Annotated in this window: 23 protein-coding genes; 3 read left to right on the top strand and 20 right to left on the bottom strand. The window is 58.5% G+C overall.

The genetic code is table 11. The features are described from left to right. From MESCI2_RS0133755 to MESCI2_RS0133790, 7 genes are all read right to left on the bottom strand, one after another. On the bottom strand, positions 1-741 hold a 741-nt coding region (locus MESCI2_RS0133755; protein WP_027040352.1), incomplete at its 3' end, for a VCBS domain-containing protein. A gap of 1,416 nt (positions 742-2,157) precedes the next feature. After that, entirely contained in the window at positions 2,158-2,532 is a 375-nt protein-coding gene (locus MESCI2_RS01000000136025; RefSeq protein ID WP_155936724.1) for a hypothetical protein, read from the bottom strand. A gap of 692 nt (positions 2,533-3,224) precedes the next feature. Continuing rightward, positions 3,225-4,934 (bottom strand): amidohydrolase family protein, encoded by a 1,710-nt coding sequence (locus MESCI2_RS0133770; protein ID WP_027040353.1) that lies wholly within the window; start codon positions 4,932-4,934, stop codon positions 3,225-3,227. Between the two features lie 511 nt (positions 4,935-5,445). Beyond that, positions 5,446-5,886, bottom strand: a complete 441-nt coding sequence (locus tag MESCI2_RS01000000136030) for a hypothetical protein (RefSeq protein ID WP_027040354.1) — start codon at positions 5,884-5,886, stop codon at positions 5,446-5,448. Positions 5,887-6,035: 149 nt separating this feature from the next. After that, positions 6,036-6,362 (bottom strand): hypothetical protein, encoded by a 327-nt coding sequence (locus tag MESCI2_RS0133780; protein ID WP_027040355.1) that lies wholly within the window; start codon positions 6,360-6,362, stop codon positions 6,036-6,038. A 35-nt stretch (positions 6,363-6,397) separates the two neighbouring features. Beyond that, positions 6,398-6,994 (bottom strand): YiiX/YebB-like N1pC/P60 family cysteine hydrolase, encoded by a 597-nt coding sequence (locus tag MESCI2_RS0133785; protein WP_027040356.1) that lies wholly within the window; start codon positions 6,992-6,994, stop codon positions 6,398-6,400. Between the two features lie 39 nt (positions 6,995-7,033). Continuing rightward, complete coding sequence (locus MESCI2_RS0133790; protein ID WP_032901597.1) at positions 7,034-8,701, bottom strand: nitrilase-related carbon-nitrogen hydrolase; 1,668 nt, start codon at positions 8,699-8,701, stop codon at positions 7,034-7,036. A 321-nt stretch (positions 8,702-9,022) separates the two neighbouring features. On the opposite strand from MESCI2_RS0133790, the gene MESCI2_RS0133800 reads away from it, so the two are divergent. Then, positions 9,023-9,430 carry an avidin/streptavidin family protein gene (locus MESCI2_RS0133800; RefSeq protein ID WP_197031631.1) on the top strand — a complete coding sequence of 136 codons (408 nt, stop codon included), beginning with the start codon at positions 9,023-9,025 and terminating at the stop codon, positions 9,428-9,430. 485 nt (positions 9,431-9,915) lie between these two features. Here MESCI2_RS0133800 and ubiM read toward each other — a convergent pair whose 3' ends face one another. The 12 genes from ubiM to ccoN form a co-directional block, all read right to left on the bottom strand. After that, positions 9,916-11,097, bottom strand: a complete 1,182-nt coding sequence (gene ubiM / locus MESCI2_RS0133805; RefSeq protein ID WP_027040359.1) for a 5-demethoxyubiquinol-8 5-hydroxylase UbiM — start codon at positions 11,095-11,097, stop codon at positions 9,916-9,918. Positions 11,098-11,215: 118 nt separating this feature from the next. Further along, positions 11,216-11,497 (bottom strand): hypothetical protein, encoded by a 282-nt coding sequence (locus tag MESCI2_RS0133810; protein WP_027040360.1) that lies wholly within the window; start codon positions 11,495-11,497, stop codon positions 11,216-11,218. 381 nt (positions 11,498-11,878) lie between these two features. Beyond that, the gene (locus MESCI2_RS0133815; protein ID WP_027040361.1) at positions 11,879-13,741 is read right to left on the bottom strand and encodes a glycoside hydrolase family 127 protein; all 1,863 of its coding nucleotides are present in this window, start codon (positions 13,739-13,741) and stop codon (positions 11,879-11,881) included. A gap of 24 nt (positions 13,742-13,765) precedes the next feature. Next, entirely contained in the window at positions 13,766-14,344 is a 579-nt protein-coding gene (locus MESCI2_RS1000000139375) for a LacI family DNA-binding transcriptional regulator (RefSeq protein ID WP_081738986.1), read from the bottom strand. A gap of 154 nt (positions 14,345-14,498) precedes the next feature. After that, positions 14,499-14,654, bottom strand: a complete 156-nt coding sequence (gene ccoS / locus MESCI2_RS0133825; protein WP_027040363.1) for a cbb3-type cytochrome oxidase assembly protein CcoS — start codon at positions 14,652-14,654, stop codon at positions 14,499-14,501. Then, a complete protein-coding gene (locus MESCI2_RS0133830; protein WP_027040364.1) occupies positions 14,654-16,933 on the bottom strand; it encodes a heavy metal translocating P-type ATPase in 2,280 nt (759 codons plus the stop codon). The genes ccoS and MESCI2_RS0133830 overlap by 1 nt, the downstream gene beginning before the upstream one ends. Beyond that, the gene (locus tag MESCI2_RS0133835) at positions 16,930-17,445 is read right to left on the bottom strand and encodes a FixH family protein (RefSeq protein WP_027040365.1); all 516 of its coding nucleotides are present in this window, start codon (positions 17,443-17,445) and stop codon (positions 16,930-16,932) included. The genes MESCI2_RS0133830 and MESCI2_RS0133835 overlap by 4 nt, the downstream gene beginning before the upstream one ends. Then, entirely contained in the window at positions 17,442-18,998 is a 1,557-nt protein-coding gene (gene ccoG / locus MESCI2_RS0133840) for a cytochrome c oxidase accessory protein CcoG (protein ID WP_032901598.1), read from the bottom strand. The genes MESCI2_RS0133835 and ccoG overlap by 4 nt, the downstream gene beginning before the upstream one ends. A gap of 164 nt (positions 18,999-19,162) precedes the next feature. Further along, complete coding sequence (gene ccoP, locus MESCI2_RS0133845; RefSeq protein ID WP_027040367.1) at positions 19,163-20,026, bottom strand: cytochrome-c oxidase, cbb3-type subunit III; 864 nt, start codon at positions 20,024-20,026, stop codon at positions 19,163-19,165. Between the two features lie 2 nt (positions 20,027-20,028). Further along, positions 20,029-20,178 carry a CcoQ/FixQ family Cbb3-type cytochrome c oxidase assembly chaperone gene (locus tag MESCI2_RS0133850; protein ID WP_027040368.1) on the bottom strand — a complete coding sequence of 50 codons (150 nt, stop codon included), beginning with the start codon at positions 20,176-20,178 and terminating at the stop codon, positions 20,029-20,031. Positions 20,179-20,190: 12 nt separating this feature from the next. Next, positions 20,191-20,922 carry a cytochrome-c oxidase, cbb3-type subunit II gene (gene ccoO, locus MESCI2_RS0133855; RefSeq protein WP_027040369.1) on the bottom strand — a complete coding sequence of 244 codons (732 nt, stop codon included), beginning with the start codon at positions 20,920-20,922 and terminating at the stop codon, positions 20,191-20,193. Continuing rightward, positions 20,919-22,544: a cytochrome-c oxidase, cbb3-type subunit I gene (ccoN, locus tag MESCI2_RS0133860; RefSeq protein WP_027040370.1), complete on the bottom strand. Its 1,626-nt coding sequence runs from the start codon at positions 22,542-22,544 to the stop codon at positions 20,919-20,921. The genes ccoO and ccoN overlap by 4 nt, the downstream gene beginning before the upstream one ends. A 147-nt stretch (positions 22,545-22,691) precedes the next feature. Here ccoN and MESCI2_RS0133865 point away from each other — a divergent pair, with 147 nt between their 5' ends. Continuing rightward, positions 22,692-23,210 (top strand): hemerythrin domain-containing protein, encoded by a 519-nt coding sequence (locus MESCI2_RS0133865; RefSeq protein WP_027040371.1) that lies wholly within the window; start codon positions 22,692-22,694, stop codon positions 23,208-23,210. A 16-nt stretch (positions 23,211-23,226) separates the two neighbouring features. Here the strand turns inward: MESCI2_RS0133865 and MESCI2_RS0133870 are convergent, their stop codons facing one another. Continuing rightward, positions 23,227-23,970, bottom strand: coding sequence for a Crp/Fnr family transcriptional regulator (locus MESCI2_RS0133870; RefSeq protein WP_027040372.1), 744 nt, complete (start codon positions 23,968-23,970; stop codon positions 23,227-23,229). A 155-nt stretch (positions 23,971-24,125) separates the two neighbouring features. On the opposite strand from MESCI2_RS0133870, the gene hemN reads away from it, so the two are divergent. Then, the gene (hemN, locus tag MESCI2_RS0133875) at positions 24,126-25,475 is read left to right on the top strand and encodes an oxygen-independent coproporphyrinogen III oxidase (RefSeq protein WP_027040373.1); all 1,350 of its coding nucleotides are present in this window, start codon (positions 24,126-24,128) and stop codon (positions 25,473-25,475) included. Positions 25,476-25,791: the final 316 nt, after the last annotated feature.

Raw genomic sequence — 25,791 nt, forward strand, 5'->3', positions numbered from 1 at the left:
TGGCGCCGAATTGAAGGTCCAGCCCAGATTGTTGGTTTCGCCCGGGTTGGCCGTCAATGAGGTCGGCGAGACCGTCAGCATGCCGAGCACGGCGGTGCTGTTCAGCCCGCCCGTGGTGCCGGTGAGCGACACTGAGGCGACACTTGCGGTTACCGTGTCGGAGACATCAGCGTCGTTCACAGTCAGCGTGCCGCTTTTCGTCAGAGCCGAGTTGGTCTCGATCAGAGAGGCCGCCGCACTGTCGCTCGTCACCAGATGGATATCGGGTTTGTCGTTGGTGCCGGTGAACTGAACGGTGGCCGTGGCCCAGCTCAACGTGCCATTGCCGAGCTGAATGGCGTAGGTCACCTTGTCGACGAGAACCTGACCCGCGGAAAGTGCCTGTAGCTGCGCAGCGATACTGGCCGTGTCGTAGTGGATCGTGCCATCGCTGGCCATCCAGATCTTGGCTCCCAACAGGCTTGTGTCGGTGCTCCCGGCGGCTCCCGAACTATCGGTAGAATATGTCGTGTCACGCGCGAGCAGATCTGCCGGGGCATATGTCTTGGTTGCGGTCGACAAGCTGTCAGCGTTGTCGATGGAGTAGAGTTGTTTGGCCGCTCCGCCCAGATCGTTCGCCAAAACATTCAGGGATAGGATGCCCGTGACGTCTTCCGAATAGGTGAAAACATCATCCTTCGCCTGCGGCGTGTTTGAAAAAGACGCCGTGGTGCCGCCGGCACCGGTGACCTGAGTAGCCATTTTCACCCCCCTAGTTGTTAAAGAACAGATGCCCAACCATCTGCTTCATAAACAGTACTGAACGACCGGCTGCTTCCAGTCGAAGAATAGTCGCGCGATCGGCGTGCAATTCGCGCAGGCATCACTTGCCGGCGCCATCCAGACAAACCTCTCCGTTACGAACAGCTGGTTTAAGCTGGCCATTCATGGACGGACGGTGGCTCGATGACGGTGGCAGCGACGACCTTGGTCGCCGCTCTGCGTCTCCCTACCCCAATTGCATCGTCTAACTCGCCGGTTACCGGTCACGAATTTTAGACAACGCTTATATTAGGAGATTATTAACTCTAGCAGAGCGGTGGCGTCAACGTGCAAGTTTGCAAAACAGTTAATAGTTGAAGGAGCCGCGGCCATGATATCGGTGTTCGGCTCGACCAAATGGCAGGTTGTTGGGCTGAACACTACAACATACACACGGTCTGCTTCCGCGTAACGGCAAGGTGATCGCAACGACCGACATGCGGCACAATATCAAAATCCAGCCTCAAAACTGGATAATGACGTTCGAAGAATTTGTGGCCCTCGGAGGAGCCGACGCCGCAGACCAATCGCCGAGGCCCAAGCGCAGGACGACTAGACCGGCAGAGCCGCATCTGAAGCGACAATTGGCTCAACTATCGTGTCACTAGCTTCGCCCGCGTCCACAAATGGCGTTCGCCGATGCCGGAACATGCTAAAGCACCGTCAGCGCGGAAACGTCATCCGCGGGCGATTTTCTTTATATATTCAGAATGTTGACTTGAAAAAAATATCGTCAGGTCCGAGATCCGTGACGGTACTTTTCTCGAACGTTGAGCCTCGTATGAAAAGTACCGTCAAATTGAGCTGCTGTCCTTTGCTCCAGGCGAAGGTCCAATTTGCCGGCAGCCAAAAAATCAGTGACTTAGAGCAGCAATGGGTTCAGTTGATGATGTAGATTCGGTGGTGAACGAGATAGACCGCAAACCGTTGCTTTTTCTGCGAAAAACTACGCCGGAGCACGCCAGACTACGCTAGCCCGTCACTCCCACTCGATGATCAACGGGAACTTCAACACACTGATTTTGCATACTAATTTCTTTCAACGAATTCCATAATACCGTCCAAAATACCGTCAGATTCTTACGCTGTTGAAAACGCTACAACAATGTAGTCGCTGTCGCAGCGTGCATCCTTTTGACTGCATCATTTACGGTAGCGCCTTCGCAGCGCCAAACAGAATGGCGCGTGCACGCCATTTCGGCGGATCCAACGGACGCGGTACGCAAACGACACAGACAGCGGCTGCTTGGTTTCGCATCCGTTTGGCCCACCGAGCACCGACGAATTTGCACAATTCCACTGTATACGAACTTTGGACTATTCGCAGCCAGTTGGCGAATGGCCGCAGTGGGGCCGCTAGCCGATTGGCAGCTCCCGGCGTTCAGAATGATAGCGGACAGAGCCGGAAAGCACTGCTCGTGGCCGCGAAATTGCGGTTTCCGGGACCCCGAACGGGCGGCGGCCGAAAGCCGGCGCAAAGGCGACGTGAGCGGCTTCATCGAGGGATCCGTGTCCCACTGCGATGGCCGTGCCGTCGGAATGCTTGGTTGGATAGGCGGGCTTGGCGACGATTTGATATCCGGCCACCATGTCCTGAGCGGCCTGCCGCGACGCCTCGAGCGTATCGTGCACCCACTGGACGTCGACGCCTGCGAGGGCGGGAACGTTCGCCGGGTCGATGTCCATTTTCGTGATGCGCCATGAGTAGTGCATCAGATAGGCGCGTTCCACCGGCCTGAGCGTGGTGCCTATTGAGACCGCGGCCCCTGCAGAGCGCATGGCCGATATGAACGAATCCACTCCGGGTCGGAATGAGGCATTCAGGTCCGAAGTCGACGTGCTTCCAGGAAACTGACTAACCCATTTTGCCCCGCTTGGGGTCTTGGCAAGGATGCGGATACGCCCGTTGGCGAACGCATTGCATACGCCCTCGAGCTTACGCCGCAGCGCCACACGGTTTGCTGGGGCCCCGCCCGCCAGTTCCAGTCGAGAAAGGACTTCCAGGGCCTGCAGGGCTTGCGTGATCGAGCCTGGCCTCGCTAAGTCCGCTCTCAAGCTTTGGAGCCGCTTGACGAGATACCGACTCTTTCTGTCCCGTTGGCACTTGCGCCTCCCCTTTTGTTCTCTCCCTTTGCTTCGTTCGTATTACTTGGGCCCTTGGCTTTCTCCTTAAATCGGCGCAACAGATAACAAATGTCTCAGCATACGCTTTTCCCTGAATGCAGCGTTTAAAATCAACACTTGCCACGGCGCGCCACTACCGCCCCACTGCTTTGATTTGCCTCGGCGCGCGAGATTAGAGTTCGAGCCCTTCGAATTTTTCGCGCCGCGCCCAGACGCGAAGACTATGTGCGCTATCGACAGTCGAAGCTGGGCCTTCTTCAGCGCGGTCTGGCCGGCAGTGCTGTCCAGAGAACAAATCTCTAACTGCCGAACAACGGCGCCAGAAGGCCGGGACCCATCGACGGCAAGCGCGACGCGTCCAGTCCATTTTTTCTGTAGTATGCCAGGAGACGGCCCCGCCCGCGGCTGCCCTTTGCAAGCGGAAGAAATCGCAATGCGTTGCGCCGGAATATCTTGTCACAAGCGTCGTCCGACAGGCCACAGTCGGTCCGCAGGAAAGCGTTGATGCTTTCGATGTAATGACTGTAGCCCGCTTCCTTGCCGAGCATGATCCAGTCGCTCCCGAACAGGATGTGGTTACATTCAGGGTCAAATTCCGCCACCCAGTGCCTGAAAGAGGCTGCCAGGGATTTCCTGGTCTCTGCCTTGGCGGTCAGGACCTCGGAGAAGTAGCTGATGTCAGCGACAACATTCTGCCGCGGATGGGCTTTGACAAATTCGCCAAGCCGCCATTCCCAACTCCCCTGCGGCAAAGGCATATCTCCGCGCCCTGCCGATTTCGTATCGAAGGTGCCGAAATGGGCCAAGCATACCCGCAAACTCGGGAACTTCTGGAGGATCGGGATCCAATAGGCAGGGTCTCCCCGCTTTTCATACCCAGGACCTGAGCCATTGGACGCCGGGGCATGGGCAAGGATGGGAGCATCCAGCTCCACGCACAACCGATAAAGGTCCTCCAGGGCGGCATCCAGCCGTTTGCTTGGATCAAAACCCAGAGCCGCAACGGTGCGAAAGGGATAGGGTCGGGAGTTGCCGGAAGCGCGAAAACCCATGGGCGGATAAAGCTTCGCGCCAATGAAGCCGTGCTCTGTCAGGGCTGCCCGCATCGTCGCCAGCGAACTGACAGCGCTCTTGCCGGCCCGATGGGCAACCTCCCGCAGCGGATCAAAGCCCATATAACCATGAACAACGGGGCCCTTCTTGGCCATGCGCTGCGAAATCCTGTCCATCACCAGCATTTGGCGCGGCAGCGGCGAGGCATCGACGTCCTCGTAGAGCCATTCATCATAGTCCACCAGCGCTGGGGTCAGCATCAGAGGCCGGAAGCCCTGCCGTTCGGTGTCTGAGACGAGACGCTCGACGAGGACGTGGCGATAGAGCCTGAAGAGGCTGAACCAGTTCAGATACCTGGCGAGCGCACTCTGACCGTTGAATGCTCTTTGACTTGCGGCGCGGGCATGCGCATACGAAAATTCCTTGCCTGCCCGAAGCGTGACCGTCGGTTCCCCAAGCATGTAGTTCAGGAATTTTTCCTCCGCCAGCGGAGCCCGCTCAGACCTGGCGGATAGACTGTCCATACTGATGATCCGTTTGCTTTTCCGGTCCAAGTCAAGCAAGTGATGTGCAGTGTCCTCAACCGCAGCCTGCCGCGCCTTGTCGGCTAATTGAGCCGACTGTTGGGCATGTCGACCTGTCGTCAGGTAGGCGATCTCCTGATCGGCGCTTGGCGCCTTGTCGGTTCCCAGCAATCGCACAATGAGCTTGTAGAACTCATCGGCGATATCCGGATCACGTATTGCCAGGATCTTGGCTGATTGCTTGGGAAAGTCGTCAAATACGACCTGCCGAAGGAAGCGTGCTGTCGGCAGGTCGGATGCGTTGAACACATGACAATGAGCGTCGATCAAAGGTGCGTCGTGGCCGGATTCGGCCTCGCCTTCCGTCTTGCAACCGGCAGCAACGGCAATGAGAGACATCGATGACTGCTTCATGAAATTTCGACGATTCATTATTCTTCCCCCAAGCATCGACACAGGCACGAGGCGTTTCTACTTCGGTGTCGTCTCATTCATGAATAGTATCCAACTGCAGCGATACGACCATTAGTTTTCTGCCGCAATATAACGATACCTTGCCTTTGAGGTCCGTCAAACGTAGGGTTTACTGCGTGTGCGACGACTTCCTGGAACAACACACCGAGCTGACACCAACGCCCGACCTGCTAAATCACCACCTTATGATAGAAGTGGTTGCGGGGCCCGCCCTAAGCGCCGCTTTTTGCACGCAGAGGGATATCAGCCCAGCGTGCCCCTCAGACACTCAAATCGTTGGTTTTCTATAGTTGGCACGTCATTCGATTCCACGTGGGGGAAGTTGAATGACGAAACACACAAAAACCGGAAGACGATTCCGATTCCCTTCGGCTGACGGAGGCCGAGCTTGCACCTCTTCAGCGGGATGCAGCAAATAAATCGATAGCAAGCATGTCATCCTTCGGAGGATTGCGGCGGGTCAAGGGAGTTAGCCGAAGTCTGCAATGAAATTTGCCAGGATCTTTGCGCGCGTGCCGCGTCCGTCAAAGTCCCAGCCGACGGCGCCCAGCCCTTCGATTGTGTCGTCGAACATTGCCTCTCTCGCGCGCGTGGCCGGTGCGGGTTTGAGGACCATCATACCGTAGGCATTCCCGATCGCCTGCTTGAACTGGAAGCTTGGCCAGAAGAAGCCTTTCGAATCTGATATGTCCTTAGTCCATACGAGCGCGACGTATGTTGTAATTGCGCCAGCAAACGCGCCGGTTACAAATTTTATAGCATCAGCGTCGGAAACAACGCCAAGAAAGCTGGGAAGAGGTTCGAGTCCAATCCAGAGAATGAGCGCCGTCGCAATTGACATTACTCCGACGGACGCAACGATCCATACTTCGATGAACCATCGCCCGATTCCGGGTTGGCTGTGCATCATTTGTTTTCCAACACCTAACGATGCCGTAGCTATGGCAATGAGGCCGAGACTAGCAACGACCCAACCCCACCCCCCCGTAAAAGTTCGGATTCCGAGGAGGACGCCGAGAAGAGCTGGGAGGCCCGCCAGTGCGCCTCCAAACGCCGCATTCATATCGGCGTGCCATCAAGTTTCCATTTATGCGGCGTGGCATGCTGACAGCGGTAAATCAGGTACCCGTCGGGGTCTGTAGTCATTTCGATGTCGGTGGGCGGCGGCGGATTCTGCCCACATCGCGCTGCGGCGCTCATTAGCATGCCATTCACTTTCTGAATGGCATGGACGACGTCCGTCGAACGCAGATTGCCCGCGTTCCTTGCCCGGCGAGCCGCTCGCTCGGCACGGCCGGCAGCAATCATGATCTCCGGGACCATATCCGTCCGCTCGAGGATAACGTGCGGAAACTCGTCAATCCTCGGCGCTTCTCTTTCCATCATGATTGCAGTTCCTTTCCTGCCTGTGTCATCTCGTTTCAGCTCAATCCAGGAATGGGACCTTCTATTTCGATGATTTCGAGACGAGGATCGAGGCTCAGGTCCCCCGGGTTTGAACCTGGCTCCCCTTGCGGTACCTCTAACCCAAAATATGCATAATACTCGACCCACGTTTGCAGGATCTCTCCGGTAGATGGGTCTCTGAAACTCATCGGATTCTCGGCGAAGAACTGGTGCCCACCATTGGCGTATGCGAACATGTCGACGACCAGTTCGCTGCAATAAAGTGCGCCTTGATCGGTCGAATAGAGCTGGTCGTACGGGACGTCGCGCAGGGTCAGCCCGTAGGCGATGGCTGCCGGCATGAGACGAGAGTGGCTTGGCCGGAGCCGACCCACCAAAAAGCGGCGCTGGCCGGAGCCGGGCGGAAATTCCGTGCGACGGGCATACACCTCCCAGTTGGTCACTCTGACCTCGGGGGGAAAAGCTTCCAAAACAAAGAGACCTTTCTGATTTTCGACCGCAACGCCGACATGGTTCATGAGGCAGCTACGATAACCTCGAGTAACGACGGAAATCGCATCGGTCATTGGTCCGATGCAAGTGAAAACCAGGTCTCCGGTAGTGATATCCATGCGTTGGCCCCCCTGAAGTTAGCTCAGTCTCACCCCAGTTCAGCATCGCGAAAGCGCACAACTCACCAGCAAAGGAGTCACGTCCACATGGCGCGGTTCCTTCTTGTTTCGAACCAGCCCACTGTCCGACTGCATCAACACCAGCCCCTCGCCTACAGATTCGGACGGTTGGGGCGGGTAGCCGCCGAGGAAGACGCCTTCGTCACCGGAGCCATTGGCGACGACGATGTTCAGATAATCGGCAGCCCGAGTTCTCCAAACCACGTCCACGTCAGCCGTGCCGATGTCCGCCGAAACGGCCACGACATCGACGCCTAGTTTTTCCATTACCATAGTTGTCTCGGGAGCCAGCAGATCTGGCCCTTGAAGAATAGAGAGCCGCCCGTAGGGCCTATCGACGATCACGAAGTCGTCTCCGGGCCTAATGCCTTCGTTGGCAAGTCGGTGCGTTCTGACATAGCGATGAAGCGTCACCTCGCCTCCGTCGACCGCAAACAGGATACTCGTGGGCTGTCGCATTGCTCCAGCGTTGTCGAAGGGGATCACCAAATCCACGCTCTTTCGTTTTGCGAGCGCCGCCAGTTGATCGAGTATTGTTTCTTCGTCAGTTGCGAAGGTGCCAATCGGGAGCACAAAGAGGCTCACCTTCCTGTGTTCCACCTTCGCCTTTGTGATCGCGTTTTCAAGCGCGGCGACAACATCGGACACGGCGTGAGTGCCATTTCCAAGATCAGCGGCAACCAAGATTCCCGCAGCGGGCGCAGGTAGTCCCAACTGGGTGAAGGTGTAGCCCTCAAGCGTATCCTGATTGAGCAGCGCATAGAGATCTGGACGCCGAATGACAGGAAAGATGTGCTGATCAGGCGGGTCGATCTCGCCAAGAACGACTCCATCGTTCGCATCAGTCCACTGCGAGATCGCTTTCCCGTCATGCTCGACGATTGCGCTTAGAGATCCGTACGAAAAGTCGTAGGGGAAAGGAGACGCAATTGTGAACGTATCTTCGTCGAATGCATCGACCTGCACGCCCCGCGTCTCTGTCCCATACCTGTTGGCGACGATCAGTGCCACGTCGTTCTCCCTGGCTCTCTGTTTGAGAAACGACAGATCGACGCCTGTGTTGGCGGGCGCAAGGAGAATATCCGCCCCCTCAACGGCAGCCAGTCGAGCAAAATGTGGATAGAAAAGGTCGGCACAGATTACGATCGCCAGCTTTCCATACGGCGTATCGAAAATTGGCACAGGGCCACCAGCGATGGCATTGTACGAAGCTTCGAGCAGTGTGTTGCGCTTGCGGTAGCTACCGGCAACAGTGCCGTCTGGGGCGATCAACGCGGCGGAATTGAAGTATTGATCGGTCGCTTTTTCAAATTCAGGCAAACCGATCGCGATGTAGACTCCATACTGTTTCGCAAGCTTACCAAACGCCTCCGTGCTCGCACCCGGAATTGTTTCGGCGACCTTGGCCATGTCTGCTCTGCTGAAGATTGCGTAGCCTGATGTCGCCATCTCAGTATTGACAATGATCTTCGCGCCGGCTCTCGCGGCTTGTTCACTCAGCGCCAGCAGCCGCGCCCGATTTCCAGGAACGTCCCCAAGCACAGGTTTGAAGTGAATAGTAGCTACCTTTACGGGAGCCGCGCTCGCAAACGTCATCGGCAGCATGAAAAGCAGCGGAAGGAGTATTCGAACTAAACGCCGCCACATTGCTTTTCCCTCTTAAAAGCCGATATTACCGTAGACTGGAATGTGAATTCGGTCGACATCAAAAAGATATTTTACTGCCCGTCAGGATTTCGCATTGCGTGCCAACCCCAATGCCCCGTGGGCATCAAGGGAATGCTCTCAGGACTTCAACATTGGCGGCAGCGCTCCCAGTCCGATGACGATCACCGAAAGATGATTGTTGGCGCATGCAATCGGTGGGCAGAAAACGACCCATTTTTCGATAGTCACCATTGAAGTGTACTGGCGAGCTTTCTGATGATGATAGTATGTATGACAACGCCAGCTGGTGGGAGAGAGGAAATGCGATTGAAGCTGTTTTTGAGGGTTACCGCTGCCGCTGCTATCTTGCCGCACCTAGCGCTGGCGCAAACTCTCCCCGTCCCGTCAACTTGGATCAATGAGCGAGGGTCTGTGCTCACAGTCCAAAGCGTTGATGCTTCGTCAGGTAAGATCCTCGGCAATTTTACTAACAATGCCCCGAACACCGCCTGCCTGGGAACGCCGGGCTTCGACCTTGCGGGAAAGATTGAAAATGACGACGTTAAGCTATACGTCACCTTCAAAAATCAAAGCATGGATTGCCGCACCATTACTCTGTGGACAGGCAAACTCGCCGGCGACAAAATAACAACGATATGGGAATTGGTCTATTTGACCCCGGATGGTTTTTCCACGGCAACCGGGTCGGATACGTTTACGAAGCAGTAGTCGCCATGTGGCCGATTTGACAACATCAGACCGCGTCGGATTGACGGCCTCATCCTAAGCGCGTTTCTGCCACCCAGTATCCAGCATTATCTGAGAGCCTTTTAGTCTAGCCAAATGGCCACCGCTACCGCTCCGCCGCCCGGGTGGCCCACCGCACGTTGGCCAAGATATCCATGCTCGCGCCACGTATGCCGCTGCACCTAGGCGCGTGTCACCAGCGGATCACGACGACTTTTTCAGTTCCATGGCCGCATGTTCATGTCGTCGATCAGTCGCTGACGCAGTGGACTGATAGGTGCATCAAGAACAGGATACGGCATGGTCAGGCTCCTTGTTGAACAAGCCGTGATGCTCTGCCGCTGCCGAACCACCCTTAATGCGAGCGCGACGCCATTGAGATAGGAAACGCTATCCCCGCCACGGCTTGGTAGGTTCCGTGGAATGATGGCTCATCGGGGCCAACTTCCAAAGCTGCTCGTGTGGTTTCATCGCCTGAGCATGGCCGCAATGCCATGGCGGATAAGGGGAAGGTGCTGGGCGAAGCGAAGCCCTAAATGTCTTGCAAGCCGTGCCGCTCGGCGCTCGCTTGAGTAGAGGCCCACAAGTACGTTCGTAGCATGGTAAAGCGGCCCCGCCGACAGTCGCAAACAGCTTTCGTAATTGCGCAACATGTCGGGATCGGCAATGTCGCGACCATCGCGACATGCTGTCAAGATTCTATAGGCGAGTTGCTTCTGGCTGCAGAGGCCGATGTTAAACCCATGCGCGGTCACCGGATGCATGCCAATCGCAGCGTCGCCGATGAGCGCGACGCTCGGAGCGCAGAATTTGTGCGCCCACGTCGTGACGAGCGGATAGCTATGGCGGCTGCTTGCCAAAGTCATTTTTCCAAGGCGGCTTCCACACCGGTTCGTCAATTCCCTAAGGAATAGATCGTCGTCGAAGGCAAGTAGTCTATCGGCCTCGTTTGAGCGCAAAGTGAGCAGCAGCGATGACACGCCTTCCTCAAGGGGCAACATCGCTATCGTCTGATGGTGATCGAACCATTCGATTGCAATCTGGTGGTGGGCATGCTCGTGCCTTACCCGGCAAATAAGCATTGAGTGGCCGAGCCAATTAACATCCGCACCGATACTCAGGAGGTCGCGCGTGGTGGACAGACGAGAGTCCGCAGCAACTAGAAGTCGAGCGGTCAATTGCCTGCCATCGGACAGCGTTATGACTACTCCTCGGCGGCTGTTTGTTGCATTCACGACTGAATGGCCGCAGAGCAATCGGGCATGATCCTGCAAGCGGATGATTTTGAAAAGGGCATCGCGAATCCGGCAATTTGGGACGAGAACTCCCAAAGGTTGCCCAGATTGGCTCGAGGAATCGAAACGCAGAGCGAAAGAGCTCGATCCGTTGAGGACGCGTGCGCCTTGAAGTGATGATTTGTCCGAAGCGGGAATGGCATCCCAGGCGCCGAGCTCGCGAAGGATTCTGATCGAGGCGTGGGTCAGCGCGATCTCGCGACCGTCGAACGCCGGATTCGCAAGTTTTTCCGGAGCAAGGGCTTCAACAAGTGCCACCTTGAGTTTGCTCTGGGCGAGCGATGCGGCGAAGGAAAGGCCGACCGGCCCCGCGCCAACGACAATGATGTCAAAGCTGCTGTCGGACCCGCCCATCAGCGTGGCGCCATTGCGTCGGCTCTCCAGTGCTCAAGCACGAACCGCGAAATCAAAAACGCTTTTGATGCTAGTTTAAGCATGACGCGCACAAGGTACAGTCGCCTAATAGGTGGCATCAGCGGCAGATGCTAACAAAGCCGTTGCCCGACCGCTGCACCTGACAAATAAGCGGTCGACCGGGCCGTTGCTGCTCGCGATCCTTGGCGCGAAACTGCTGCTGCTGCTCCTGATATTGCTGCCGCCGCAGCCTGTTCTCCAGCATCAACAGTTCGTTTTGCTGCACCAGCGCATTGCGATTGGCGGGGTTGAGGACTGGTGCCGAGGCGACCGGACCCGGCAATGTCACCGTTGCCAACATTCCCGACATGAAGCTCGTCAATAGGCGAAACCGTGGCATCCATTCACTCCTGCAAACAAAATTCTAAGCTCAGCGATGCCATGTTCCAGCATCATCTCGACTTCGCCACGCTCGCTCAGCCGAAAGGGAATTGCAGCGACCTGACCCGCTCACTACGACCTTCTTCATGGTGGCTGTCGTTTCCGGCGATCCAGTTAGGCTCTTCGTGAGATGTTGGTGGGCTTGAGCCGCAGGCGGCGGACCGATCGCGCGATCCAGTGGCCGCCGCATCGCCTCAAGAAACCGGGAAGGAATATCCGCACGATTCGGAAACCGAAGAGGTAGTCTCATGAGACAGGGCAGCGGCTGATCGAACCCGGCCTTTGCTGCGCTCCCCTGAGCAGATAGCCATCCAACCAGCGGGTTTCTAACGTCGGCCATTCAGGTTTCCAGCAGCCACACTTGCATGGAGCCTTTCGCCCGATTGTTCCAGAGATAATATGGCAGGGCAGTTAGCTGGCAGTCCGAAGCGATCGGGGGCGCACTCCTGTACAGGCCATCTCCCCAGGCTTGGTCTTCGACGCGCTGCGCGGAGGTGGTCAGCGTGACCACGCCGTCGAAAAGATCGCCCCGTTCGACCGTTTCGATCTTGGCCTCTCGCGGCAGCTTGAGCTGCTGCACGCGCGCCCCGGGATTGTCGACCTCTTCAACGCAATAAACCAACGGTCCGCGCTTGAGCGCCACCCGGCCGATATCCTGCTTGACCAACGGATGAGCATAGATCCGCTCGGGAGACATCGGTAGCTCGAGGGCGATCATGTCTCCTGGGGACCATAGCCGCGAGATTGAAAGATAGCCATTTCTGGTACATGCAGTCACGTCGATCACATGTTCCCCGACCGAAGCCTTAGCTTCGTGCGCCCAGCCGGGAATACGCAGTTTGACGGTGAACTCGGCCGGCGCGTCAGGGCTGACCTCTATCCTAATCGAGCCAAATAGTGGATAGGCGCTGGTTTCCCGCAGGAACACATTTGCTCCAGCGAGCTGGATGTTCGTCGAAATGCCGCCGTAGAGATGGAAGGCAATTGCGTCTTCGCTGGCCGAGACAAAATAGCCTCCGACCGAAGCGATCAGACGCGACAAATTCATCGTGCAGCATGGACATGTGTGCCAGGCCCATCGGCTGTGTCGTCCATCGCTGTCCAGCGGATTGGTATAAAAATAGTGCCGGCCATCGCGCGACAGGCCGGTCAGCGCGCCGTTAAACAACGCCCGTTCCATAACGTCGGCGTAGCGGCCGTCGAGATCGAAATGCAGCATACGATGGGCCCAGAAAATCAGCGCTACAGAAGCGCAGGTCTCGGCATAGGCCGTATCGTTCGGCAAGTCATGGGCCTCGGTAAAGCCTTCATTCCCGCCGGCCGGACCCAAGCCGGAAGTAATATAGATCTTTGAGGACATGACGTCAGCCCAGAGCAGCTCGCATGCTTTCTTTAGGCTGTCGTCATTCAGTTCCGCCGCGAGGTCGGCCATGGCAGAAAACATGTACATGGCGCGGACGGCATGTCCAACCACAATGGTCTGCTCGCGCACCGGCTTATGCGATTGGCTGTACTCAAATCTCTCCACCCAGAAATCCTGCGGACTCTCCCCGCGCGCAACTGCTTCCTGATCGAAGTAGTGCGGCTGGCGCCCGCGCTCATTGATGAAATAGGCTGCGAGGTCGAGATGCTTTCTCTCTCCCGTCAAGCGATAGAGCTTAACGAGAGCCAGCTCTATCTCCTGATGGCCGCAATAGCCGCGCTTCTGGCCGGGGTTCGGGCCGAATGTCTTGCGCACATGGTCGACATAGCGCTCGAGGATGCAGAGGAGCCGGCGCTGGCCAGTCGCAACGAAGTAGGCGATGCCGCCTTCGAGCAAATGTCCAAGATTATAGAGTTCGTGATTGTCGCGTAGGTTCGTCCAGCGCTTGTCTGGGTCGCGCTGCAAGTACCAGCAGTTCAGATAGCCGTCGGGAGCCTGCGCTTTTTCGAGATCGTCGACGATCTTTTCGATCCTGGCCACCATGTCGGCGTCGCTCCTGTGTGACAGCGCATAGGATGCCGCTTCGATCCACTTGCCGACGTCGGAGTCCCAGAACAGCTGCACGAAATCATGCCCATTGTCTCGGAACGACGGCGGGCGGTTCGGCAGGGTCAGGGACTGCAAAATACCGTGCTTGCCAAGCTGGACGTGCTGGCTGGGGATGGTACGTGTCAGGACCGTCTCTAGCCGTTCGCGCCAAAATTGCCCCTCCAGCGCCAAATCGACAAACCGAACTGGCTTGGTTCATTCGGACGCATCCGTTCCTGCAACGAAGTGCACTAGCGAGTTCATGGCTGCGACGATGCCGGCCAGGACCAGCGAACATGGCCAGCGCCTGACGCCGCTCTGCTGCCGTCCCGCGATAATCTTGAGCACGCGGTCAGCAGCCTCGCGTCCGAGCCCCTTTAGGTTCAAATCGACGGTTGTCAGCTGCGGACGCGCCGCAAGGGCCACAATGTTCTCAAAACTAGCGAGGGCTACGTCGGCATGTATTAGCGAGCCAATCTCGCAGAGCGAGTCGCACGCGCCCCGGGCGATCTGATCGTTGCCGCCGAAGGTCGCGTTCGGCGTTTGCTCACAAGAATCCGGCCGCCGCCTCGCGCACCCACGCCTCGGTCCACTTGTGGCCCTGGCCGCCCTTCGTGTCGGTCTTGATCCAGACCGATCGCCGAGGCGTTCGGCGGTGCGATTCATCGACGGAGGCATGCTTTCACCCCTTGGAAGACTGGCCGATGAAACCACACCGCTGAGCAGATAACCCTGATCTGGGTCAATCGGCACGACAATTCCGGCGACCGCGGTTCGAGGATCACCCGCCTGCATATTGGGGCGGATGGGCGACGTAATTCTTCGAGCGACAGATGCCTTTCACAGATCAGCGTCAGCGGCGGCCAGGTGAAGCTGGCTACCTCAGCAGTTGTTCCGGACGACTCGGCTTACGGCCGGCATCCGCACGGCCGCCTGCACAGCGGCTTATTCAGCGTTCCGGCTTGTCGTCCTGGTCGATAAGGATACGCTCTGCTGCCCCGTCGAGATCCTCGTATTGACCGCTTTTCAAGGCCCATAGGAAGCCAGACAGCCCAAGCCCGCCGAGGAGCAAAGCCACAGGTATCAGATACGCTAGCGTCGTCATTACAACTGTGCCAATCCGCTACTGTTGGAGCGTCCATCATTGGGAACAGTTTTCGTTGGTGCGTCCCGAACAAAGCCTTCCAGGCGCAATGCATTCCCGATCACCAGCAGTGATGACGCAGACATGGCAATCGCCGCGATAAGCGGAGTGACGTGCCCTAGAATAGCGACTGGTACAGCGATGGTATTGTAGAGAATTGCGACGGCGATGTTTTGGCGAATCAGCCCTCCCGCCTTCCGCGAGACCTCCAGAGCAAGGGATACTGCGAGAAGGCTTTCGCGCAGGAAGACGAAATCCGCGGCATTGCGACCAATCTCGGCTGCGCTGGCCGGAGCGATCGAGACGTGAGCCGCGCCCAGGGCGGGCGTATCATTGAGTCCGTCGCCGACCATCAGAACCTTGTGTCCGGCCGTCGCCAGCGTTTCGATGCGCTCAACCTTGCCGGATGGCAGGAGGTCCGGGACGAAGCGGCGGATATCTAACAGGTTTGCAACCTCACGGCAGGCGGCTGCGGTATCGCCCGACAGCATTTGCACCGACACCTCTTGCTCGTTCAACTTCAATATGGCTGCCCTGGCGTCAGCGCGCAGCGCATCCTCGAAAACAAACGACGCAACTATGACCCCGTCTTTCGTCAAAACCGTTCCGCCATTTGTGCCTTTGCCGCTGATTCGAGCTTTCCACGCCGCCCATCCGCGTCGGCCAAGCCGCCACGTGCTGCCCGCAGCGGTGCCTTCGATCCCGCATCCGGGGTACTCACTGACGGACTCAAGTTTTGGCTGACCCGCAAAACCCCCAAGGCCGGCCAGCGTCTTTGAAAAAGGGTGGCGGGAATGCGCAGCCATGTCGGCCGCGATGGCCAGCATGGCCGGATCGATTGCTGCCACATTGACGAGTCTGGGCAATCCTAGGGTCAGCGTACCGGTCTTGTCGAACACGGCGGAGTCGATTGCGGCGAGACGCTCCAGAGCCGAGCCGTCCTTGACCATGACTCCGGCCTCGAACAGGCGCCGGGCCGCCATGACCTGGACAATCGGCACGGCAAGGCCGAGGGCGCAGGGGCAAGTGATGATGAGCACGGCGATGGCGACGGTGATGGCGCGGTACCAATCGCCGGACGCGATCATCCAGCCGAGGAACGTGGCAAAGGCCGCCAGATGGACCACGGGCGCATAGAGCGCCGATATCCGGTCCGCAATCCTCCTGTAGCGCGAGCGGCCTCCCTCTGCGGCCTCCATCAGCCGGACCATTTCCGCCAGGAAGGAATCCTTCGCGGCGGCGGTTGCCTGCATCGTCAGAGGACCCGTCAGGTTCAGCGTGCCAGCCTGGACATGGGTGCCGGCACTCACGGTTTTGGGAGCGCTCTCGCCGGAGACGATCGAGCAATCCAGGTCGGAATTCCCGCTGATGATATCGCCGTCGACCGGTATCCGTTCCCCGGCCGCGATGAGAAGGCGCATTCCCGGCATGAGCTCGGCGACGGGCACGTATTCGCGCGTGCCGTCGTCCCGCAGGACAATGGAACCCCGTGCGACAAGCCGCGACAGGCCATTGACCGCGGTTCGCGCCCGCTCACGCATAACGTGGTCCAGCGTGCGGCCGATCAACAGGAAGAAAAGCAGCGATACCGAAGCGTCAAAATAGGCGTGCTCGCCGTGATTGATCGTTTCATAGAGGCTCGTCGCGTAGGCGAGCGAAACACCCACCGCGATCGGCACGTCCATGTTCATCCGGCCATGGCGCAGCGCGTTGGCCGCGGAACGAAAGTAGATGCCGCCGGCGAAGGCGAGCGCCGGGATGGCGATCAGCGCGGATATCCAGTGAAACAGATCCCGCGTCGCGCCTTCGGCGCCGGACCAGACCGACACCGACAGCAGCATGATGTTGCCCGCCGCGAAGCCCGCGACGGCGACGGCGCGGATCAGCTCCGAGAGAGTCTTGTCCTTCTCATGGATTTCCGGGTCGAACAGGTGTGCCTGGTAGCCCAGCCGTGAAAGCGTGGCGAAGAAAGGTGGGACCTCGTCGCCTTGCCAGCGGACCGACACGCGTTTCGTCGAGAGGTTGACGCGGGCCATTTCGACGTTTTCGAGCTTGGCGAGCGCCGCCTCGATCGTCTGGATGCAGCCCCCGCAATGGACAGCCGGCACCGACAAATCCGTCTGGTGAATGTCTCCGCCCAACGCGCGGCTGGCCAGCTTGATTTCGTGAATGGAGGGCAAAGCCGATGCCGCGTCGGCGACTTCCAACGCCATTTCTGCTCCGGGCGCGCAGCAGCTCATTGCAGGACCCCGTTCGAGATCATGACGCGACGAACGTCGCGGAACGGCGAAGCCAGGCCTGCGTCGGCATCGATCTCGACGATCCAGACGCCGTTCCTTGGCGTGTGCCGGGCGGCAAATTCTTCGGTGTTCCCGGAAGTGCCTCCGGACACCGCGGCAAGTGTCAGGGCTTCATCCTCGGCTTCGTAGGCCGGGTGGCGGAACAGCACCTTCACGCCGTGCAGCGGCACCGGCTTGCCTTTGCTGTCTGCAAGGCTGTAGCGGACTTCGCCGGAGGCGACGGTCAGCTTGCCGGTCCAACCGAGCGCCGCTTGCGCCCGTCCTTTCCTCGCTTCTTCGTTGAACTGCTGACTAGCTACATAGCTGTTCTCGACTATGAGGCCGGACCAGCTCCTGCTGGCGAGTGTCGCCATAGTCAGATTGACGGCGATGACCACACCAAAAAAGGCGAGAATGGTGGTTAACATGTGTCTGCCGGTGAATTCCCAGCTTCGTTGCGTGTTGACGCTCATCTGGTGATCTCCGGGGTGCTGAAAGTGGCGGTGTATTCGTCCGCCTCGAATCTCGCCTTGTCCTCGGCGCGGAATTTGAACGTTTGGGCTGCGCCTCCGAGCCGGTCCGCCGGTAGGCTCACAAAAATCTTCAGCATCTTCAGGCGGTCGGGTTCGACTGGAACGGCGAAGGACCGGCCTGCCGGAAGATCAATACCAACGACGCTCATTTCGGCTCCCGGCAGGCCCTGCATCGTGACGACGACTGTCCTTGGCTCGGGCGCCATGTTGAGCAGCTTTACGGTGTATCCGTTGCGGATTGACCCGTCGGACAGCGTGACGAATTGCGGGTTGCGATCGTGCAGGACATTCAACTCCAGCCGCTCACGGGCCAGAAGTGAATAGACCAGCGCGAGCCCGACCGCCGACCAAGCGCCCAGATAGATGTAGGTGCGCAGGCGAAAAATCTTGCGAATATGGAATTGCGCCAGCTTGTCAGAAAATTTGCCTTCATCCGTCCTGACAAAGGAAGGATTCACTGTGGAGGAACCGCCCGCTGTTGCCACCGCCATATTGGCGCTGTAGTCGGATAATGTCGCATAGGAGATCAGCCCGTGCTCCTTGCCGAGCTTGTCCATGACGTCCTTGCAAGCGTCGATGCAGAGCGCGCAGGTGATGCATTCGAGCTGCTGGCCGTCGCGGATGTCGATCCCCATTGGACAGGCGGCGACACAGGCGTTGCAGTCAACGCAGTCGCCGACCGGCTGCCCCGCGGCCAAGGCCTTCTTGGCGTGGCGCGAACGAGGCTCGCCGCGCCAGTCGTTATAGGTCACGGTAAGTGAATTCTCGTCGAGCATGGCAGCCTGGATGCGCGGCCAAGGGCACATGTAGGTGCAGACCTGCTCGCGCATCAGCCCGCCGAATGTGTAAGTGGTCGCCGTCAGCACGCCGATGGTGACGTAGGCGGCCGGGGCGGCCGCGCCGGTGAAGACTTGGCCGATCAGCATCGGCGCGTCAGCGAAATAGAAGATCCATGCGCCGCCGGTGGCTACTGCAATGATCAGCCAGATAGCGTGCTTGGTTGCGCGTAGCACCAGTTTGCGCGCCGTCCATGGATGGGCGTCGAGCTTCATGCGGGCGTTGCGATCGCCTTCGATCGCCCGCTCCACAGCGAGAAACAAGTCCACCCACACGGTCTGCGGGCAGGTATAGCCGCACCATGCACGGCCGACGGTCGAGGTAATCAGGAAAAGGCCGATTCCGGCCATGACCAGAAGGCCGGAGACGTAGTAGAACTCCTGTGGCCATATCTCGATCAAGAAGAAGTAGAAACGGCTGTTCGCAAGATCGACCAGCACGGCTTGATCCGGGGCGAACGGCCCGCGATTCCACCGCAACCAGGGTGTCAGGTAATAGATGCCAAGCGTGATCGCCATCACCAGCCATTTAAAGCGGCGAAAGTTGCCCGAGGTGCGCTTGGGGAAGATCTTTTTGCGCGCAGCGTAACGCGTCGGGCGCGTCTTGGAGAGATTGGCTGGCGACGCTTCCAGCCGTCCTATCCGCGTTTCACCCACGTGCGTCTCCACTCACCAGCCATGTCAGAGCCCGCCTGTCGAACACCTTTGTTTTTGAGGCGGTCCTCGCCGTTGAGGCAGGGTCCAGCCTGACGGTGTCGAGGCCCGGCTTTCGCCGGGCCCCGTCGCTTGGCAGGGGGAGGCCGAGAATAGGGCTTCCGTTCCTATTCTCCGCCGCCAAGCGAATGGACATAGATTGCAAGTTCCTTGACTTTGGCTTCGCCCAGACGTCCGAGCCATGCCGGCATCACACCATGCTTGGGTCCGCGGACCTGCGCGGCGATGGCCGTCTCGCCGCCTCCGTAGAGCCAGATAGCGTCGGTCAGGTCAGGGGCGCCGAATTCCCTGTTCCCCTTCGCATTGTCGCCATGGCAGGCGACGCAATTTTCCGCGAAAACCTTGGAGCCTGGTTCGATTAGGCTTGCATCTTTAACTTTGCCGGAAAGGCTGGCGACGTAGGCGCTGACCTGTGCGATCTGGTCGGCGGTGATGAGGTCGCCGAAGGCCGGCATTTCCGACAGGCGCGTGTCTGGATCTGACGCGAAGCGAATGCCATGCATAATCGTCTGCTCGATCTGCTCGGCCTTGCCGCCCCACAGCCAGTCGTCGTCGTTGAGGTTGGGAAACCCCTTGGAGCCCTGCGCGCCGGAGCCATGGCACTGAGTGCAGTTGACCTTGTACGCGGCGCCGCCGGCTGCGATGGCGAATTTACGTAGGGTGTCGTCCGCGGCGATCTCAGGGAGACTTTTCGATTCTATCGCAGCGACATATTTTCCCTTCCCCGCTTCCGCCGCCGCCAGCTCATTGTTGACCCCGTTGCGGCTCGAATAGGCCAGCACACCCTTTGTCGCCGAGTGCAGCAATGGCCATGCCGGATAGGCGATGGTGTAGCCGATCGCCCAGGCAATCGTTACGTAGAAGGTGGTTATCCACCAGCGCGGAAGAGGATTGTTCAGCTCCCGGATGCCGTCCCATTCGTGGCCGGTGGTCGACATGCCAGAGATATCATCGATCTGCTCGTCGCTCATGATCACTCGTCCTGAAGCGGAATTCGCGCGGCTTCATCGGCCAACTCGACGCTGCCGGGGCGGAGAGCGAAGGCGATTGCTCCGACAAAGAAAAGTGCCATGGCGACCAAGCCCCAGCTGTCAGCAAACTCCCGCATCAAATTGTAATCCATGGATAAAACTCCTCAGCGGTAGCCGGTGGTTTCCTTGTAGTTTTTGTAATCGACCAGGGTGCCGAGCATCTGGAGATAGGCCACGAGGGCATCCATCTCGGTCACCTGTCGCGGGTTGTTGTCGAAGTCCCCGATCTTGGCTTTTGGATAACGGGCCTCCAGGCCGGTCGGGTCAGCATTGGGATCAGCCTGGGCCATCAAATCGGCGTTGGCATGCGCGATCATGTCATCGTCGTAGGGGACACCGACACGCCGGTTGGCGACCAGGTTCGTAGAGAAATCCTTCACCTCGATCGGGGTGTCTTTCAAAAACCCATAGCTTGGCATGATCGATTCCGGCACCACGGAACGCGGGTCCGAAAGATGCGCGACATGCCAAGCGTTCGAGTAGCGATCGCCGACGCGTGCGAGGTCCGGCCCAGTGCGCTTGGATCCCCATTGGAACGGGTGATCGTACATTGACTCGGCCGCCAGGCTGTAATGGCCGTACCGCTCCACCTCGTCGCGGAACGGCCTGATCATCTGGCTGTGGCAGAGGTAGCAGCCCTCGCGCACATAGATGTTGCGCCCAACGAGCTCGAGTGGCGAGTAGGGACGCATCCCGTCGACCTTCTCGATCGTGTTGTCGAGATAGAAGAGCGGTGCGATCTCTACGATGCCGCCGACGGTCACCACAAGAAGGGAGCCTACGAGAAGAAGCGTGGCGTTCTTCTCGATGATGGCGTGTCTATCTATCAATCTCATCTTCTGGCTCCCGATCGCGCAACTCGGAGACCTGCAACGGAACCTGGCATCGGCTGCTCCTCGCGTCGGTATCCGAGGATGGTCATGGCGATGTTCCAGGCCATGATTAGGGCGCCGGACAGATACATGGCGCCACCGATGGCGCGCATCACGTAGTAGGGGTGCATGGCGGCCACCGTCTCGGCGAAGGAATAAACCAGGAGACCCTGCTCGTCGTATTCGCGCCACATCAGCCCCTGCATGATGCCGGATACCCACATGGCGGCGGCGTAGACGACGATGCCGAGCGTCGCCAGCCAGAAGTGCCAGGTAACCAGCCGCAGCGAATAGAGCCGCTCGCGGTTCCAGAGCTTCGGCACCATGTAGTAAATCGCGCCGAACGAGATCATGCCTACCCAGCCGAGCGCGCCCGAATGGACGTGGCCGATAGTCCAGTCGGTGTAGTGCGACAGCGAATTGACTGCCTTGATCGCCATCACCGGGCCTTCAAAAGTCGACATGCCGTAGAAGGCGATGGCCGCGACCATCATGCGGATGATCGGATCGGTGCGGATCTTGTCCCAGGCGCCAGAGAGCGTCATCAGGCCGTTGATCATGCCGCCCCATGAGGGCATCCACAGCATGATCGAAAACACCATGCCGAGCGTCTGCGCCCAGTCGGGTAAGGCCGTGTAGTGAAGGTGATGCGGCCCGGCCCAGATGTAGAGAAAGATCAGCGCCCAGAAGTGGATTATTGACAGGCGGTAGGAATAGACAGGCCGATTGGCCTGCTTGGGCACGAAATAATACATCATGCCGAGGAAGCCGGCGGTGAGAAAGAAGCCGACTGCATTGTGTCCGTACCACCACTGCGTCAACGCATCCTGGACCCCTGAAAACGCAGAGTAGCTCTTAGAACCGAGAAAAGAGACGGGCATCGATAGATTGTTGACCACGTGTAGCATCGCGATGGTCACTATGAAGGACAGGTAGAACCAGTTGGCGACGTAGATGTGTGGTTCCTTGCGCTTCAGGATGGTGCCGAGGAACAGGATGAGGTAAGCCACCCAGACGATGGTCAGCCAGAGATCGACATACCATTCGGGCTCGGCATATTCGCGACTCTCGGTGATGCCGAGCAGGTAACCGGTCGCGGCCATGACGATGAAAAGCTGGTAGCCCCAAAAGACAAACCAGGCGAGATCACCGCCGAAGAGGCGGGCGCGACAGGTGCGTTGCACGACGTATAATGACGTGCACAGCAGCGCGTTGCCGCCGAAGGCGAAGACGACGCCGGAAGTGTGCAGCGGCCGCAAGCGTCCGAAATTGAACCAGGGCTGGATGTTGAGATCGGGGTAGGCCAGCTGCAGTGCGATGACCACGCCGACCAGCATACCGACCACACCCCAGAACATGGTGGCGACGGCGCCATAGCGGATCGGCCCATCCATGTAAGCGGAAGGGTCGACCGGAGCTACCGGCTTCAACTCGGTGTTGCGCATCAAGATGGCGGTAAAGCCAGTCAGGGCGAAAAACAGCACCCACATGTGCTGGCGGAAAGGTCCATCGACGCCGAAGCCGGCAGCCACCAACGCCGCAAAAGCAAAAAAGCCAAGCACGACGATCTCTGTGCCGAATTTCATCGCAATCCCGATCTCGAGTCCGGCGGACGCCACGTCCGCAATGCATTTTATTGCGCAGCCTCCGCCTTGCTCGCCCTGACCTATGTCAGGGCCGTGCGATTTTACTTCGGCCAATATCGAGAACTCAGTGCGATGAGGAGATGGCGATTGAACCAGAAAACGCAGAACGGGCTCCCGCGCTCGTGGACAACCCTGGCATCGTCGGTCCGAGCGCGTGCGGAGATGGCTCCGGGCGACCTGATGAACCTTGCCCATTTGGAAAAGCTGAGGCTCTGCAGCGCTCTGGAAAGCATTGCCGATGGTTTGCCGAACGTCGACTGCGCCAGATGGCTCGGAACGGCCAACGCGATCGTTCCGCTGCTGCGAGACATTCATAACTTCGAAGAGACGGTGATCTTCCCCGCGTATAGGGCCTGCTTGACCTCAGCTGAGGTTGACCTTGGCACTACCGGCCGGTTGCGCCTCGAGCACATCAAGGATCAATGCTTCGCCGGCGAGCTGGCCGAAACACTCCTGTCGATCGGTAAAGGTGATCCGATAGAAAGCGCGGAAGCTATCGGCTTCATGCTACGCGGCTTTTTCGAAGGATTGCGGCGACACATCGCATTTGAACGCGAGCATATCCTGCCGCGCATCGGAGTAGCCGACGCCGGCACCCCCGGTTAGGCCTCGTGCAAAGAGCTCACAGTGGCGCCACTCGCCCGCCGCAGCGCTGTTCCAGGCGGCTCATGCTGTCCACCGTCACATGACGCTTGTTTTCGATCCGGATCACGCCATCCACCCGCAGTCGAGTCAGCTGGCGGCTCACGGTCTCGTTCGTAAGCCCAAGGAAATCAGAAATTTCAGCCCGAGTCAGCGGCAGATCAAAGCACGTCGGCCGTTCCGCAGAATCAACACCGGAATGCATATTCCGGCCGATCATGAGCAAAAAGCTCGCCACTTTCTCCGGTGCGGTCTTGCGTCCAAGAGTCACCATCAATTCACGCGCATCGTCTAACTCGTTCAGCGTCTGCTTGAACAGCCGATGCTCAAGTTCCGGAGACTCCTTCATCATTCGTTCGACGGCCGCTCTCGGAAACGAGCACAGCGTCACAGAAGTTGCTGCTTCCGCATTGATCGCGCTTTCCAGCTTGAAGGGTCGTCCCAGAAAATCGGGTGAAAATTGCAGACCGACGATCTGCTGGCGACCATCCGAAAGGGTCTTCGTCAGCTTCACCACGCCTGAAAGCAGGTTCGAATAGCTGTAGACGGGCTCGGCGTCGCCAATTAGTGCGCCTCCTGGCTCGATCTTGTGCCTCGTCGTAGTTTCCGCGAATCTGACCAACTGATCGGGATCGAGCGCACCGCAGACACCGCTATGCCGGGCCTCACAAGAATGGCAAAGAACCGGAATGGGGGAACTGTGAATGTTCTGTCCTACTGTCATTACGCTCGCTCTGCCGATTCCAAATACGAGCAGGATAGCAATCTGGGGTAGAGAAATCCTTGCGGCAGTTTGTCCGTGCTGGCTTGACCGAAATCAGGGCTTCGGCTTGTCGATGCATCTAGGCTTGCGACCGCGCAAACACAGTGGACCGCGACATGCAATCGGAATTAGCTGCAAGGCTTGGCGAGAATGTCCCTCGCTACACCAGTTACCCCACCGCGCCGCACTTCCATCCGGCCATCGATGCTGCCGTCTACCGCAGCTGGCTGGCGGCGCTCGAAGGCGGTGCCGAGATCTCGCTCTATCTTCACATTCCCTATTGCGCCAAACTGTGCTGGTTCTGTGCGTGCCATACCAAACAGACGCGCCGCTATGAGCAGGTGAGCGACTATCTGCCTTCACTATATGCCGAGATCGCGACGATTGCCGGTCTTGTTAGCGGAAAGGCGCTGGTGCGTGCAATTCACTTCGGTGGCGGTTCGCCGACGATCCTGAACCCCGATGACATGGTTGCTCTGACAAAGGTTTTGCGCAATAGCTTCGATTTTTTACCGGACGTAGAGATCACCGTCGAGATTAACCCCAACGACATGGACGATGCACGCCTCGACGGGCTCGCCAAAATCGGCATGACGCGGGCGAGCCTCGGGGTGCAGGATTTCGATCCGAAAGTGCAAAGGGCGATCAACCGCGAGCAAAGCTTTTCGCAGACCAAGATAGTGGTAGATGGCGTTCGTTGTCGCGGCGTCCGATCGGTCAATCTGGACCTGCTCTATGGCCTGCCGCACCAAACCCAGGACAGCCTCAGTTCCACCGTGGCGCAGGCGTTGACCCTGGAACCGGACAGGATAGCTCTGTTCGGCTACGCCCACGTGCCGTGGTTCAAGAAACACCAGATCATAATCGACCAGGCATGGTTGCCGGTCGCCACGGAGCGGTTTGCCCAATCGCAACTCGCTGCACGAGCCATTGTGGGCAAGGGATACGAGACAATCGGGATTGACCATTTCGCCAAACCTGGGGACGCGCTGGCACGTGCGGCGCGCACAGGGACTCTGCATCGCAACTTTCAGGGCTACACGGAGGACCGCTGCGAGATATTAATCGGCCTTGGCCCTTCATCCATCAGCCAGCTTCGCCAAGGTTACGCGCAGAACACGCCTTCAACGGCCGCGTATGCTCGAATGATAGGAGATAGAGGATTGGCCGTTGTGCGCGGCATAGCGCTGTCCGACGACGATCGCGTCCGAGGCTGGATCATCGAGCGGCTAATGTGCGATTTCAAGTTCTCGGCCATCGATCTGCTACAGCGCTTCGGCGAAGCGGGCCATAAGCTTCTCCGTCAGGCAAGCTCCGTGGGTTTATATAATTCAGTTCCATTGCTTGAACTTGATGGCGAATATTTCGTCGTGCCGGCTGAAAGCCGCCCGTTCGTCCGAAGCATCGCGGCCAAGTTCGACGAATTTTTCGAAGGCGGAACGGGGAGGCACTCCTCGGCAGTCTGATCAGCAGAGACGGTCGGCAGCCGTTACGGTCGATTGCGTATGAACTACAGACGACTCCATTATCCGGTCGTAACTGCCGTGTTGTCCCGCCCATCCCGGCCTTGAGGCGAACACCCCCTTGCGGGCACCGGAATACACAAGCAATCATTGCGTCGTACCGCAGGGTGGTGTGCTCGGCGGCAGCGAAGCTGCTCGTGAGCGCTCCCCTCGATGGCGTTATAGATACTGTGGCGAGAGCCCGGCCTGTGGCACCCTCGGTGCTGTTGCGCAGCTACCAGGCGAGTGTCCATGCCACGACACGTCGATGCAGACACAT

The organism is Mesorhizobium ciceri WSM4083, assembly GCF_000519305.1.
Taxonomy (GTDB): domain Bacteria; phylum Pseudomonadota; class Alphaproteobacteria; order Rhizobiales; family Rhizobiaceae; genus Mesorhizobium; species Mesorhizobium ciceri_B.